Raw genomic sequence first — 16091 nt, 5'->3', positions numbered from 1 at the left:
GGCGCGGCCCTCGCGCCCGCCGCCTTCGGCGGGCCGCTGGCCGTCTCGGCCGAGGAGAAGCGGCTCTACGTCCTCTCCCGCATGCGCGGAGGGAACGAGGCCTACCAGGTCCCGGCCCGGCTGCGCTTCGACGGCCCGCTGGACCCGGACCGGGTCGACGCGGCCTTTCGGGCCATCACCCGCAGGCACCCCAAGCTGCGGTGCGGCTACGGGATCGGAGCCTCTGACGTGGTCTGCCATGTCCTGCCCGACGCCGAGCCCGAGTTCCACCTCTTCGACGGTGCGAGCGCCGAGGAGGTCGCCGAGGTGATGAACGCCCCGCTCGACCTGTCGAGGGCCCCGCTGTGGCGGTACGGAATCGTCGTGCGCGCGGACGGCGGCCACGACCTCGTCATGTCCTTCCACCACATCGTCGTCGACGGCCGGGCGCTGGAACTGATCATCGACGAGCTCGCCGACCACCTGACGCACGGGCGGCTCACCGCTGCCGAAGAACCCGCGGACTACGCCGAGTACGTCCGGCTCCGCTCCGGACTGCCCGCTCGGCCCGACTACGAGGACCACCGCCGGTGGTGGCTGCGCGAGTTCGCGACCCTACCCCCGCCTCTCGCCGTGCCGACCGACGCACCGCTGCCCGCGGTCAACGACTTCGACGGGCGGCACCACTACAGCGAGATCGACCCCGAGGTGCACCGGGCTGTCACGGAGGTCGTCCGGCGTCACCGGACGACACCGTTCCTCTTCTATCTGTCGCTGTGGTCGGTGCTGCTGGCCAGGTCGGGCGGCGAGAGCGACCTGTGCGTCGGCGTGCCGCTGGACCAGCGGGCACTCGGCCCGTTCGACGGCACGGTCGGGATGTTCGCCCAGTCGCTTCCCCTGCGGCTGCGGCCGACGCCCGGCACCCGGCTGTCGGACTACCTCCGGCAGGTCCGAGACACCGGTCTCGCGGCGATCGAGCACGCGCCCTACCCGTACGACACACTGATCGAGGAACTCGACCTGGAGCGCGACTCCGGCCGCAACGCCCTGTTCGACACGATGTTCATCTACACGAACGCGCGGGAACGGGCGCACCGCTTCGGCGCGCTCACCGCCACCGGCGAGGACTTCGGCATGCGCGGGTCGATGCTCGCCCTGACCCTCGAACTCGTCGAGCGCGACGGCGGCCTGTTCGTCGACCTGAACCACTCCGGCGTCTTCGGCGAGCGGCGGATCGCCGACCTGATGCGCCGGTTCCACACCCTGGTCGTGGAAGCGGTGTCGGACCCCGACCGCCTGATCGGTCAGATCCCGCTGATCGACGACGCCACGGCCCAGCGGCTCCTCTCCCGGGGCGCTGGACCGGCCCTGCCGCACGTGCCGGGCGTCGGCGAGCAGTTCGGCAGGGCCTTCACCGCGTACGCCCACCGCCCGGCGATCCGTCACCGGGGCGAGGTGACGACGTACGCGCAGCTCGACGAGCGGGTCGGCCGGCTCGCGGCCCTGCTCCGCGACCGGGGGCTCGGAAAGGGCGACCTGGTCGGCCTGCTGCTGCCGAGGTCGCCGGAGCTGGTCGCGGCCATGCTGGCCGTGCGCCGCGTCCGGGCCGCCTGGCTGCCGATGGACCCCACGGACCCCGCCGAACGGCTCCGTTCCGTGATCGGGGCCGCCGCGCCGGCCACGGTCCTGTGCTCCCCGGAGACCGCGGAGATCCTGGGACAGGACACGGCGACGACGATCCGGGACGAGGACCTGCCCGCCGCACCGGCCCCGGGGACGGAAGCGGGCGGGCCGGACGACCTCGCGTACGTCATCTTCACCTCGGGCTCCACCGGCCGCCCCAAGGGCGTCACGGTCACCGACCGGGCGCTCGCCAACTTCCTGTCGGGCATGCCGGGAGCCCTGGACTGGGAGGAGGGGGCGACGGTGGCGTGCCTGACCACGCCGTCGTTCGACATCCACCTCCTGGAGACCCTGATGACGCTGGTCACCGGCGGCACCGTGGCCATGGCCGACGAGGAGGACGCCGGAACGCCGGCGGCGATCGCCGAGTTCGTGGCCGCCAACGGCGTGCGGTACCTGCAGATGACGCCGAGCCGACTGCGGATGCTGGGCGCGGATCCCGACGCGGCGCGAGCGGCCCTGGCGCCGCTGGAACGGCTCGTCGTCGGTGGCGAGGCATTCCCGGAGGAGCTGCTGCCGGACCTGCGGGCCTGGTCGCCGGGCCGGATCTTCAACGTGTACGGGCCGACCGAGACCTGCATCTGGTCCAGCGTCAAGGAGGTCACCCGGGCGGCGTCCGTCAGCATCGGCACGCCCATCGCCAACACCACCTTCCACGTGCTCGACGACGGACTCCAGCTCGTCGCGGAAGGCACGGCGGGCGACCTCTGGATCGGCGGACAGGGCGTTTCGCCCGGGTATCTGAACCGGCCCGAGCTGACCCGCGAGGCCTTCCGCGACAACCCCTTCGGCGAGGGACGGATCTACCGCAGCGGCGACCGGGCCGTGTGGCGGGACGGTGAGGTCCACTGCCTGGGCCGGACGGACAACCAGGTCAAGATCCGCGGCTACCGGATCGAGCTGGAGGAGATCGAACAGGCCGTCGCCGAGCACGAACAGGTCGCCTCGGCCGGGGTGTTCGTCGACGAGATCTCCCCGGGCAACCGTGTCCTGCGCGGCTTCTACGAGGCGCGCGGGGACGCCGCCCCGGACCCGGGAGAGGTCAAGGAGTTCCTGTCCCGGAAGCTGCCCGGCTACATGATCCCGGCCACGCTCACCGCGGTCCCCGACGTGCCGATGACGACGAGCGGCAAGATCGACCGCCCGGCGCTGGCGCGCCTGGAACCCGCGCCCTCCGGCCCCCACCGGGCGGAAGGCCCGGACGCCTCACCGGTGAGCGAGGACCTGCTCCTGGTCTGGAAGGCGGTGCTCGGCGACGTGCCGTTCGGCCCGGACGAGAGCTTCTTCGACCTCGGCGGCAACTCGTTCAGCCTCGTCCTGCTGCTGGAGAAGCTGAACGCCGTCCACCCCGGAGTGCTCGACATGAGCGACCTGTTCGCCGAGCCCACCCTCGGCGGGCAGCAGAGACTCCTGGAACGCAGACAGGCCCGGGACCGGTCGGCGGACGCCGTCGCCGACCTCGGCATGCGGTTGCCCGCGGCGTGGTTCGCGGCGGGACGGGGGGCCGACGGGATCGCCGAGGCCGCGCTGCCGGCGAATGCGGCGGCGGCGCTCCGCCGGCCCGTCGGAGACGACGGGCGCACGGCACAGGCCCTGGCCCACGCCGCGTTCGCCCTGACCGTCGGTAAGACGCTCTCCCGCGACTCCGTCACGCTCTGCGTGGTGACCGGACCCGACCGCGCGGTCCCGGTCCGCCTCGACCTCGCGGGCAGGGCCGACCTCTCCGAACTCGTCGACGACTACCTCCGGCTCGTCGGCGACCCGGACCGCGCGGTGGGGCTCGACCGCGTACGGCCCGGGCGCGGCGAGGACGGCACGGTCACCATCGCCTGCGCGGACCACCGAAGGACCGCCGGGAGCGATCTCCTGCAGCACGCGGACCTGGTGCTGGGAACCGCCCTGACCGGGCGCCGGGCGGCCGTGACGCTCGCGCACCGGCACGAGATCGACCCCGAGGCCGTGCACCGGCTGCTCCGCGGCTACGTAAGGCTGCTGGGCGCCGTCGGGACGGCCACGACCGCCGACGGCACCCCCGCCACTCCCCGTACGGCCGACGCCGCACTCGCGCGCCCGCACGTATCGGACCGGAAGGATCAATCATGACCAACCTCGCGCTCCTGTTCCCCGGCCAGGGGTCCCAGTTCTCCGGGATGGGCCGCAGGTGGTACGAGTCGGAGAGCAGCGTGCGCGAACGCTTCGCGCAGGCGTCCGACATCGTCGGCTACTCGCTGGCCGACCTCTGCTACACCGGGTCCCCGGCCGAACTCACCCGGACACGGCACGCACAGGTGGCGCTCCTTGTCCTGAGCTTCGGGATGTACGAGGTGCTCGGCCGGGACCGGAAGCTGCCCGTCTCCCACCTCGCCGGGCACAGCCTGGGCGAGATCACCGCACTGCTCGCGGCGGGAGCGATCGGCTTCGAGGACGCGGTGCGCCTGGTGAAGGTCCGGGGTGAGGCGATGGAGGCCTGCACGGCCGGCGGGGAGACGGGGATGATCGCCGCGCTCCGGATGCCGGTGGCCGAAGTCGAGAAGTGCGTCGAGGAGTTCAACGCCGACATCCGCACCGTGCAGGTGGCCAACTACAACTCCGACCGGCAGGCAGTCCTGTCCGGCACGCACGAGGAGCTGAAGGGGATGACGAGCCTGCTGGAGGACCGGGGCTGCAAGGTCGCCAGGCTCAACGTGGCGGGCGCGTTCCACAGCTCGTTCATGGCCGCGGCCGTCCCCGACTACGTCGCGGAGATCGAGAGGATCACCTTCACGGAGCCGGCCCTGCCGGTCTGCAGCAGCGTCACCGGCCGGGTGTACGGGAGCGTACAGGAGATCAGGGACGCCCTCCGCGCCCAGCTCACGGGACCGGTCCGGTGGGATGCCGTGATGTCCACGCTGACCGCCGCGGGCGTCACGCGGTTCATCGAGGTGGGGCCCAAGAACGTGCTCAGCAGGCTCGTCTCCGGGACCGTCGACGAGGCGGTGGCCCACAGCCTCGACGAGGACGCCGACGCCGCCCGCGCGGTGCTCGACCAGGCCGTCGAGGAGCACGCGAACCGCCCCGGCCTCGTCGGGCTGTGCCTCGGCGCCGCCGCGGCGACCCGCAACCGGAACTTCGACGAGGACGACTACGCCGCCGGCGTCATCGAGCCCTACCGCCGGCTCCAGCAGCTCGCCCGGCCCGACGCGGACGAACTCACCGGCGAACAGCGGCAGGAAGCCCTCGACCTGCTGCGCACGGTCATGCGGACCAAGCACGTGCCGGACGCCGAGCAGCGGGAGCGCATCGCGTCGATCCTGCGGCGCACCGGCGGCGCCGGGCTGCAGGTGCACGTCGAGGCGGCCTCGACGTGAGCCCGCTCCTGCCCATGGGCGACCTGAACCTGGCGGACCTCCCCGAGGACGCCGAGGTGCGCATCGACTACTCCGGTGCCGGACGCGCCGACGTCCCGGTCGCCGTCATCGGGATGAGCGGCCGCGTGGGCGACGCCCCGGACCTCGACCGGTTCTGGGAGATGACCGTCCGCGGTGAGCGCGGCCACCGCGAACTCTCGGAGGAGCGGCGCGCCGACGTCGACGCCTACCTCGCCGCGAGGGGCGCGCCCCCGCCCTCCGCCGATCGGTACTGGGGCGGCACCCGCCTGCCCTCGGTGGCCGCGTTCGACTACCCGTTCTTCTCGATGTCCCGGCAGGAGGCCCGTGCCGTCGACCCGAACCAGCGGATCTTCCTGGAGACCGCGTGGGCCGCGCTGGAGGACGCCGGTCATCTGAACGCCGGGCTCCGGGGCCGGAAGGTCGGCGTCTACGCGGGCATGTCGAGCGACTTCGGCGAGGACTACCGGACGATGCTGCAGGCCGTCGCCCCCGACGCCCCGGAGATATCCGTCGCCGGGAACGTCAAGTCGATCATCGCCAGCAGGATCGCCTACCTGCTGAACCTGCGGGGACCGGCGATGCTCATCGACACCGCCTGCTCCTCCGGCCTGGTCGCCGTCCACACGGCCTGCCGGGCCGTCCAGCGCGGGGACTGCACCATGGCGCTCGTCGGCGCCGTCAACAGCGACCTGCTCCCGGTGGTCGCCGACAGCTCCGGAATCGGCATCAAGGACCTTCAGGACACCTCCTCCGGCGACGGCCGCACCCGGACCTTCGACCGCAGGAGCGACGGGACGAGCGCGGCCGAGGGCTGCGTCGTCCTCGTCCTCAAGGCGCTCGACGACGCGCGGCGGGACGGCGACACCGTCCACGCCGTGATCCTCGGCGGCGCGGTCAACCAGGACGGCGCCTCCAACGGCATCACCGCCCCCAACGCGGAGGCCCAGGCCGACCTCATCGACGCGGCGCTCGCCGACGCTGGCGTCCCGGCGGAACGGATCAGCTACATCGAGGCGCACGGCACGGCGACCCGCCTCGGCGACCCGGTCGAGATCGGCGGGATCGAGCGCGCCTTCTCCCGGCACACCTCGCGCAAGCAGTTCTGCGCGATCGGCACCGTGAAGACGAACATCGGCCACATGGACAACGCCTCCGGCTTGGCGGGCCTGGCCAAAGTGGTGCTGTCCATGCGGCACCGGACCCTGCCGGCGAGCCTCGGATTCGAGGAGCCCAACCCGAACATCGCCTTCCCGCTGTCCCCGGTCTACGTCAACGACCGCACGGTCCCGTGGGGCGACGATCCGGACGAGACCCTGTACGCGGGCATCAGCAGCTTCGGCCTGAGCGGCACGAACTGCCACCTCGTCGTCCGCAGCGCCGACCCGGAGCCCGCCCCCGATCCCGCGCCCGCACCCGCCCTCTCGGTGCTGCCGCTGAGCGCGCCGGACGCCGCGGGCCTGCGGCGGCTGGTCGAGCGCTACCGGCAGTTCCTCGGCACCCGGGAGGTGCGCATCGCCGACCTGTGCCACACCGCCTCGACCGGGCGGTCGCACCACCGGGCCCGGGCCGCGTTCGTCTTCGCGGACCAGCCCGGGCTCCTCACCCTCCTCGACCGGTTCGCCGGAAGCGACGGGGATCCGGCAGCGGACGAGGACATCGCCACCGGCGAGTTCCGGATCGTGGCCGCCGCCGGGGAGCGCGGCGGCCCCCACCGGATCACCGCGGCGGAGCGCGAGCGGCTGAGCCGCGAGGCGGACCTGCTGCTCGACGGGGCGCCCGACCGCGACGGCCTGCGCCGCCTCGCCCGCCGCTACGTCTGCGGCGCCGACGTCGACTGGCCGCGCGCCTCCACCCCGGGCGCGCGCCGGATCCCGCTGCCGACCTACCCGTTCGAGCCGCTGCGCTGCTGGATCAAGGCCGACGGCCGCGGCCCCGGCGGCGGGCCGGCGGCGGGGTTCCACCTGGTGCGGAGCCTGGACCGGGACATCGCCGTGTGCCGGCTCTCCCCGCACCGCTACTGGGAGCTGGCGGACCACCGCATAGACGGCGTCAGCGTCCTCCCCGGCACCGGCCTGCTGGAACTGATCGTGCGGGCCGCCCTGCTGCTCGGCCACGACGCCGCCGGGATGACGCTGCGGAATCTGCGGTTCGCCGCACCGCTCGCGGTCCAGGACGGCACGGAGGCCGAACTCCACGTCGTCCTCGAACACGACAGCGGCTCCGGCTTCCGGGAGGTGACCGTCGCCGCCCGGGGCGCGGACGGCGGCTGGGTGCGCAACGCCACCGCGGAACTCCTTCCCGGTCCCGCCGCCGCCCCGGACCCGGTCGACCCCGACGCCCTGCGGAGCGGACTGCCCCGCGCACTGGACTACGACGAAGAGCTCGACTCGTCCAAGGGGCTCACCCTCGGCGAACGGTGGACCGGCAGCATGCGGGGCGGCCGGGCGAACCCCGAGCTGACCGAGCTGCTCTACGAACTCGAACTCCCCGCGCGCTTCCAGGGCGAGCTGGACGGCTACCACCTGCACCCGGCGCTGCTCGACACGCTGATCAACGCGCCCAACAACCTCTACGACGAGGACCGGCTCTACCTGCCGCTGTCCTACGGGAAGCTGACGGTCCACGCCCCGCTGCCGGCCCGTGTCGTCGCGCACCTCCGCAAGCGGCCCACCTCGGTCGAGGGGCGGCTGTACGCGTTCGACGTGACGGTCGCCGACCCCGCCGGCCGGGTCGTGCTGACGGTGGAGAACTACTGCATCAAGTCGGCGGACGGCCTCGACCTCGGCGGCACCGGCGGCTACGGCTACGTCCAGGGCTACCGCAAGGCCGACGCCCCCGCAGCCGCCCCCGCACCCGCCGTCGGCGGCACGGTCCTGCTCTGCGGTGGCTTCGGCCCGCTGCTCGGCCCCCTCACCGAAGGGCTCCGGGCGGCCGGCCACGATCTCCTGCACGTGCGCGACGCCGCCGACGAACGAATCGGCGAGGGCCGTGCGTTCGCCTTCGCGATGCTCGGCTGCGTACCCGAGCCGGACGACGACGCGCCGCTCGCCGAGCGGGTTCTCGAACCCGTGGAGCGGGCCGCCGCCCTCCTGAGGCTCCTGGCCGCCCGTCGGCCGGAACTCGCCGGCGGCCTGCTGGCCCTGTCCCGTCGCGCGCTCGCCGTCACCGAGGAGGAGGACGCGCCCGACCCCGGACAGGCCGGCCTGCTCGGCCTGATGCGGATCGCCGCCCTCGAACACCGGGCCCTGGGCATCCGCTGCGTCGACCTCGACGAAAGCACCCCGCCGGAGGCCCTGATCGCCGAGGCGCGGGCCACCGGCCGCCCTCCGCTGCTGTTCTACCGCGACGCGGAGCCTCACGAACCGGTGGTCCAGCGGCACGCGATCACCCTGCCGGACGCCACCGCCGGACCGGTGCCGCCCGAGGGGGTCACCGTCATCTCCGGAGGCACCGGAGGACTGGGCGTCGCCGTGGCGCGGGACCTGGTCCGGCAGGGGTTCGGCAAGCTCGTCCTGCTGGGCTCGGACCGTGCGGGCACCGCCCCCGGACCATGGTCCGGGCCGGGGGAGGAGGACCCGGCCGTCGCCGACGTCGTACGGCTGGACGTGGGAGATCCGGCGGCGGTCGCCCGTACCCTCCTTGAACTGCGGGAGCGCCACGGGAGGATCGGAGGGGTGATCCACCTGGCCGGACGGCCGGGGATCGGGTTCCTGCACACCAAGACCGCCGAGGCGTTCATGGCCGTGTACCGCCCCAAGGCACTCGGCGCGGTCGCCCTCCACGAGGCGACCCTCGACGACGACCTGGACTTCTTCGTGGAGTTCTCCAGCGTGTCCGGGCTCCTGCCGACGCACGGCCAGAGCGACTACACCGCCGCGAACCTGGCCCTCGACAGCCTGGCCCAGTACCGCCGGGCGCACCGGCTGCCGGCGCTGAGCATCCAGTGGCCCGCGTGGCGGGAGACCGGGATGGCCGCGCGCCTGAACGCCGTGGACGAGGACGAGCTCTTCCCACCGCTGGACCCGGACGAGGGCACCCGGCTGCTCCGGGCGCTCATGGCCCGCGACGACCATCCGGCGGTCCTCATGCCCGGCCGGAGACGGGCGGTGGCGCCCCCCGCCCGGGTGAACCGGCCGGACGGGGCCGCGGACGCGCGGTCCGTCGTGCTCCACGGGCTGGACGGCGTCGGGGCCGTGGAGCGGGCGGTCGCCGAGATCTGGGCGCGCACGCTCGACGTCACGGACCTGGACGCCTACGACGAGTTCGACGCCCTCGGCGGCAACTCACTGCTGACCTCGCAGATGTTGAGGCACTACGACGAACGTTTCCCGGACCTCATGGACATCACCGACCTGTTCCGGTTCACGACGATCGCGGACCAAGCGGCGTGCGTCGCGTCCCGGCTCGGCACCGCGGCGGGCCGTACGTCCGGCGGACCGGAACCCGCCCCCGACGCGACGGCCGACGACCTCGACCGGCTGCTGGACATGGTGGAACAGGGAGAGATCACGGTGGAGGAGACCCGTGGCCTCCTGTAGTGGATTCGGGTCGTGCGGATTCGGGTCGTTTCGAAAGAATCGGGATGTCAGATGGACAACGTGAAGGCTTTCATCCTTGAACAGGTCGCACAGCGACGCATCACCAGGGAGAAGGCGAAGACGCTGCTGCGGGAGCTGACGTCCGCGCCGGCCTCCCGCCAGGACGTCGCCGTCATCGGTATGGCGGGCCGCTACGCCACCGCGGGCGACGTCGAGGAGTTCTGGGAGTTCCTGCGGCTCGGCAAGAGCGGCATCCGGGACTTTCCGGCCCCGCGCAAGGCGGATATGTACGACATCCTGCGCAACCCGTACTACTCCGAGGTCATTCTCGGCGCGGTCGTGAACGAGTCCGATCTGGACCGCATCTACTCCCGGAGCGGATACCTGGACGGCATCGACCGGTTCGACGCGCGCTTCTTCGGTATTCCGCCGCTGGAGGCCGACTACATGGACCCGTACCAGCGGATCGGTCTGGAAGTCGCCCACGAGGCGCTGGAGAACGCCGGTTACGGCGGCGAGGGCGCCCGGTCCACACGGACCGGGGTCTTCCTCGGACGCGACCAGACCAACTACTCGTACTACCGCATGTTCTCCGAGCGGAACGCGATGCAGCTCTCCGGTTCGTGGGAGGGCCTGGTGGCCAGCCGGATCTCCTACGTCATGGACTTCACGGGACCGTGCGTCATGACCGACACCGCGTGCTCCGCGGGCGCGGTGAGCATCCACCAGGCGGTCCGCTCGCTCCAGGCGGGGGAGTGCGACATGGCGCTGGCCGGCGGCCTGAACATGTCGCAGGTCGGCGAGGTGAAGGCCGCGTACATGTCCGGGGCGACGATGGAGAGCGTCGAGTCCAGCGACTTCGCCGTGCGCACCTTCGACGCACGGGCCGACGGAACCGTGTGGGGCGAGGGCGCCGGCATGGTCCTGCTGAAACCGCTCGCGCGCGCCCTGGCCGACCGTGACCACATCCGGGCCGTCATCAAGGGCTCGGCCATCAACAACGACGGCACGTCCAGCGGGATCACCGCACCGCGCGCGGAACTCCAGGAGCGGGTGATCCTCGACGCCTGGTCCGCGGCCGGCGTCGAACCGGAGACCATCACCTACGTCGAGGCCCACGGCACCGGGACGGCGCTCGGCGACCCGATCGAGACGAGGGGCCTGTCGAACGCGTTCCGCCGCCACACCTCGCGCCGGCAGTTCTGCGGGATCGGTTCGCTCAAGACCACCATGGGGCACATGGTGGGAGCCTCGGGCGTCGCCGCCGTCACCAAGGTGGTCAAGGCGCTGGAGACGGGTGTGCTGCCCCCGTCGGCCAACTTCGAGGTGCCCAACCCGTACATCGACTTCCCCGGGAGCCCGCTCTACGTCCACGACCGGCTGGCGGACTGGGACACCCCCGCGGGCGCCCCGAGACGCGGCGCGGTCAGCTCCTTCGGGTTCGTCCGGACCAACTGCCACCTGGTCCTGGAGGAAGCGCCCGCCCAGCGGCCCACGGACCCGCGCCGGGGCCGCTACTGCCTTACCGTCAGCGCCAGGACCGAGGAGGCCCTCGGCGAACTGGTGGACCGCTACGCCGAACTGCTCTCCGGCAGCCCGTGGTCGTTCGCCGACATTTGCTACACGTCCAACGTCGGGCGGGCGCACCACGAGCACCGGCTGCTGATCATCGCGGAGAGCGGGGAGCAGCTCGCCCACTCCCTCGCCCGGGTCCGTGCGCGCGGCCTCGGCACCGACGCGGAACAGGGCGTCCACTACGGGGCGCACGCCGTCGTCAGCGACCGGAAGGGGGCCTTCGCCGCCGGTGACGTCACCCGGCAGACCCTGGAGCGCCTGTCGGCGGAGGCCGCCGCCCTGCTCACCGCGGCCCGGAGCTCCGGCGACGACTCGCTCACCGCGCTGGCCCCCCTCTACGTCCGGGGCGCGCGGATCGACTTCGGCCGCTACCACGAGCAGGACACCCGCCGCCGGGTGCCGCTGCCCACCTACCCGTTCGCCCCGACCCGGCACTGGGCCCGGCCGCTGCGGACCCGGGTCCAGGGCTTCGGCGCCCCGCCCGAGCACCCCCTGCTCGGTCAGGAGATCAGCCGCTCGGACTCCGGTGCGGAGTTCGAGAACACGCTGTCGGCCGAGCGGCACTGGGTGCTGGCGGACCATCGCATCGAGGGCAGGGCGGTGGTGCCCGGCACCACGTACCTGGAGATGGCCAGGGCCGCCCACGCCTCGGTCGCCGGCCCCGGGGCCGTCCGGTTCCAGGACGTCGTCTTCCGGGTTCCCCTCGCCGTCGACGCCGGCGCCGGGGCGACCGTACGGACCCGGCTGGAGCGGTCCGGGGAGGGCTACACGTTCAGGGTGGCCAGCCGGAACGGCGCGGACTGGGTCGCGCACGTAGAGGGCCGGGTGGGCGGGGCGCCCACCGTGACACCGGGGCCCGCCGTCGACCTCGCCGCGGTGCGGCGCGCGGCCGCCACCGTGACCGACCCGGTCGCCTTCGAGGCCGACACGGGCGTCTTCCGGTTCGGACCGCGCTGGGACTCTGTGCGCGCGGAGTGGCGGGACGCCGAGCAGACGCTGGCCCTGCTCGGGCTGCCCCCGGGGACCGACGCCGAGACCGGGGTCTACGGGCTGCACCCGGCCATGCTCGACAACGCGGTCAACGTCCGTTCGCAACGGGACGGCGAGACCTATCTGCCGTACCTGTACAAGGACTTCGTCCTGCACCGCGCGGCCCCCGCGTCGTACTGCTCCCTGGTCCGCACGGTCCGCGACGGCGGCCCCGGCGCCGAGACGATCACCTTCGACGTCGACCTGACCGACCTCGAAGGCGAGGTGTTCGGCCAGATCACCGGCTACACCGTGAAAAAGGTCGACTGGACGCGCTTCAGCGTCACCGGCCCCCGCCGGTATCTGCGGGTCGGCTGGGAGGAGGCCGCCCCGGCCGGGGAGCCGGTGGACCGGGACGCCGCGTGGGCGGTCGTGGTGCGCGACACCGCGGCCGGCCGTGATCTCGTCGGAGCGCTCACCGGCACGGGAGCCCGGATCGTGACCTGCTCTCTGGGCGCCGACGCCCCGTCGGGCGGCGGATTCGCGCCCGACGAGGAGGGCGTGCGGGAGCTGTGCGCCCGGCTGCGCTCGGAGAAGGTGCGCGGCCTGCTGTTCGCGACCGACTTCACGGCCGCCGACGGCCTGTCCCACGCGGAGCGGCGCGGCGGCGGCGTGGACATGCTGTTCGAGCTGTACCGAGGGCTGGTGGCGCACCGGGTCAAGCTTCCGCTCGGGCTGCGGGTGCTCGGCGGCAACGCCTGGCGGGTGGCCGACGCCGACGCCGTCACCGACCCCTGCGCCGCCGCCACCGCCGCCCTGGCCATGGTGATCGGGCAGGAGCACCTGCCGGTCGGCATCGTCGACGCGTGCCCCGGCGTACCCCCGGAACTGCTGGCCCGCGAGTGCCTCGGCGCTCCGGGCGCCGCACCGCGCGCGATCCGCGGCTCACAGGTGTACGTGCGGTCCCTGGACCGGGTCACCGAACACGAGGACGAGGACGCACCGTCGCCCTACGCCGGGGGCACCTTCCTCGTCACCGGGGGAGCCGGCGGGCTGGGCCTGAGCGTCGCCGAGGAGATGGCGGCGCGGGGCGCCGAAAGGATCATCCTGCTCGGCCGCCGGGAACTCGACGAGGCGACCGGGCAGCGCCTCGAACGGCTCGACGGGGCGCGGTACCTGCGCTGCGACGTGTCGCGGGCCGAGGAGGTGCGGAGTCTGGGCGAGCGCCTGCTGGCCGACGGCGTACGCCTCTCCGGCATCGTCCACGCGGCGGGGGTCGCCGGCGACGGCTTCCTCGCGTCGAAGCAGCGGGCGGTCTACGGCGCCGTACTCGCCCCGAAGGTCGAGGGGAGCGTCGCGCTGCTGGAGCTGGCCGCCGCCCACCCGGACCCCTTCGTCGTGTTCTTCTCGTCGATCACGGCCTTCATGGGCGGACCCGGGCAGGGTGACTACGCCGCCGCGAACGCCTTCATGGACTCCCTGGCCGCCGGAGCGCGGGCGGCCGGCGTGCGCGCCCTGTCGGTCAACTGGCCGACGTGGACCGGGGCCGGTATGGCGGTCGACCACGGGGTGGACCCGGACGACGTCCCGTTCCTGCCCGTGTCGGTGCCGGAGGGGCTGGCCTGGCTGGCGTACCTCCTGCGCCACCCGGCAGACGGCGTCGTCCCGGCCGACTTCAACCTCCCGGTGCTGCTCCGCGAGTTGGACACCCTTCCCTTCGCGGTCCCGGCCGCCGCCGTCGACGCCGCCCGCGCCGCCGGCACCCGGCAGGAGCCCGGGGCGGCGGCGGTGGGCGGAGCCCTGACCGGTCTGGCCGACCCGACCCCGACCCAGCTGCGGATCGCGTCCGTCTACGGGGCGGTGCTCGGCCTCGCGGAGATCGATGCCCACACCGCCTTCCAGGACCTCGGCGGCAACTCGCTGATGACGGCGGGCCTGCTGACGGAGATCGAGCAGGCCTACCCGGGGAGGGTGGACATCGCCGACCTGTTCTCGTACTCGACCGTCGTCGACCTCGCCGCGTACATCGACGGGCAGAGCGACCCGGGCACGGAGCAGCCCTCCGCCCGGGGAGGGGACCAGGTGCTGCTGGAGGCGCTGGCCGAGATCGGCGACCCCGAGCTGATGTCCGTGTTCGGCGACATCGAGGACGACGGGGGGAAGCCGTGACGGAACGGCGGGAACAACGGCGCAAGGAACTCCTGAAGTACCTGCTGACGCAGGTGCGGGAGGAGCGCCTGGACGTCGAGCGGGCGAAGGAGTTCATTCGCGCGGTCGAGCCGTCCGACGGCGGGAGAGGGACCGGTGACGATCCGGTCGCCATCGTGGGGATCGCCTGCCGGCTGCCCGGCGCCCCGGACAAGGAGCGGTTCTGGGACAACCTCGTCGCGGGACGCGAGTCGATCGGCGACTACCCGCCCGACCGCCTGGAGGACCTGCGCCGGGTCCTGCCGGACCCCACCAACCTCAGCCGCGGCGGGTTCCTGGACCGCGTCGACCTGTTCGACCCCGAGTACTTCGGCATCCCGCCCCGGGCGGCCGTCGAACTCGACCCGTACCACCGGCAGATGCTGGAGGTCCTCATCGAGACGATGCAGGACGCGGGGTACACCCGCGGCGACCTGGACGGGTCGGCGACCGGAGTCTTCGTCGGCAACGACCACTCGCACCGGCTGGCCATGTCCTACCTGCGGTTCCTCGCGGAGCCGGACTTCTCGGCGTACGCCGGATCCTGGTCGGGCATCCTCGCCAGCCGGCTCTCCTACCATCTCAACCTGCGGGGGCCCGCCTCGGTCACCGACACCGGCTGCTCCTCCGGGCTGGTGGCCCTGGACTCGGCGATGAAGGCCATCCGCCAGGGCGACTGCGACAGCGCCCTCGTCGCCGGGATCAACCTCTTCCTCTCCCCGGGCAGCCTCGGCAGTGAGACCGAATCCGGCGAGCACGTCCGGGCGTTCGCCGCCGGGGCCAACGGCACGGTCTGGAGCGAGGCCGCGGTCGGCGTCCACATCAAACCGCTGGCCAGGGCCACCGCCGACGGTGACCACGTCTACGGAGTGATCGTCGGCAACGCGGTCAACAACGACGGGCGCAGTAACGGCATCACCGCCCCCGACGCGCGGGCCCAGAAGGATGTCCTGATCAAGGCCTGGAAGCGGGCCGGCATTCCGCCGGAGTCGCTGTCCTACATCGAGGCGCACGGCACCGGGACGGCCCTGGGCGACCCGATCGAGGTCAAGGGCCTCACCTCCGCGTTCGGCGAGTTCACCGACCGCAGGCAGTTCTGCGCGCTGGGCTCGGTCAAGTCGAACATCGGACACACGGTCGGAGCGGCGGGTCTGGTCTCGCTCGTCAAGACCGCGCTCTGCCTGGAACGCCGGACGATGGTTCCGTCGCTGCACTTCGAGGCCCCGAACCCACACCTGGACCTCGTCGACTCGCCGGTGTACGTGAACGACCGGGTCACCGCGTGGGAGGCGGAGGCGACGCCGCTCCGCGCGGGGGTGAGCAGCTTCAGCCTGACCGGGACCAACACCCACGTGGTGCTCCAGGAGGCGCCCCGGACGCCGCCGCGGCAGCGGACCGGTCCGCAGACCCACCTGTACGCGATCTCCGCGCGCAGCGAGCCGCTCCTCGCCCGGTCCGTGGCGCGACAGCTCGCCTTCCTCCGCGCAGGCCCCCCGTACCGCCTCGACGACATCTGCCACACCATGCGGGTGGGCCGGGAGCACCAGTCGGTGCGGGCCGTCGTCCTGTGCGAGGACCTTGACGGCCTGCTGGCCGGACTGGAGCGCCTGCTGCGCCCGCGCCACGAGCACGAGGAGCCGTTCGCGGACGGGCGTACGGCCGTTCTGCGCGGGCGCCCCGGGCCCGTCGCTTCCGGCGAGGCGGCGGTGTCCGGCGGCACGGGCACGGCACCCGCGCCCGGGGCCGGCCGGTGGGCCGCCCTCCCCGAGCCGCTGCGGCACCGGTGCGACGA

5 protein-coding genes are annotated in these 16091 nt (G+C 73.1%); all 5 read left to right on the top strand.

The window, feature by feature from the left end:
- The coding region (locus CR470_RS26220; protein ID WP_143663872.1) for a non-ribosomal peptide synthetase at positions 1–3765 on the top strand (3765 nt) is incomplete at its 5' end.
- The gene (locus tag CR470_RS26215) at positions 3762–5009 is read left to right on the top strand and encodes an ACP S-malonyltransferase (RefSeq protein ID WP_097869998.1); all 1248 of its coding nucleotides are present in this window, start codon (positions 3762–3764) and stop codon (positions 5007–5009) included. The genes CR470_RS26220 and CR470_RS26215, both read left to right, overlap by 4 nt.
- Positions 5006–9568 (top strand): SDR family NAD(P)-dependent oxidoreductase, encoded by a 4563-nt coding sequence (locus CR470_RS26210; RefSeq protein WP_097869997.1) that lies wholly within the window; start codon positions 5006–5008, stop codon positions 9566–9568. The genes CR470_RS26215 and CR470_RS26210 overlap by 4 nt, the downstream gene beginning before the upstream one ends.
- Before the next feature lie 51 nt (positions 9569–9619).
- Entirely contained in the window at positions 9620–14281 is a 4662-nt protein-coding gene (locus tag CR470_RS26205; protein WP_097869996.1) for a type I polyketide synthase, read from the top strand.
- The coding region (locus CR470_RS26200; RefSeq protein WP_143663871.1) for a beta-ketoacyl synthase N-terminal-like domain-containing protein at positions 14278–16091 on the top strand (1814 nt) is incomplete at its 3' end. The genes CR470_RS26205 and CR470_RS26200, both read left to right, overlap by 4 nt.

This window comes from Streptomyces sp. rh34, assembly GCF_002551245.1.
In the GTDB taxonomy this organism is placed as follows: domain Bacteria; phylum Actinomycetota; class Actinomycetes; order Streptomycetales; family Streptomycetaceae; genus Streptomyces.
This window is presented reverse-complemented; position numbering and strand designations above follow the sequence as displayed.

Excerpts from the sequence above, each read along its gene's own strand:
- CR470_RS26205 (WP_097869996.1), top strand. The coding sequence starts at position 9,620 with ATGGACAACGTGAAGGCTTTCATCCTTGAACAGGTCGCACAGCGACGC.
- CR470_RS26215 (WP_097869998.1), top strand. The coding sequence starts at position 3,762 with ATGACCAACCTCGCGCTCCTGTTCCCCGGCCAGGGGTCCCAGTTCTCC.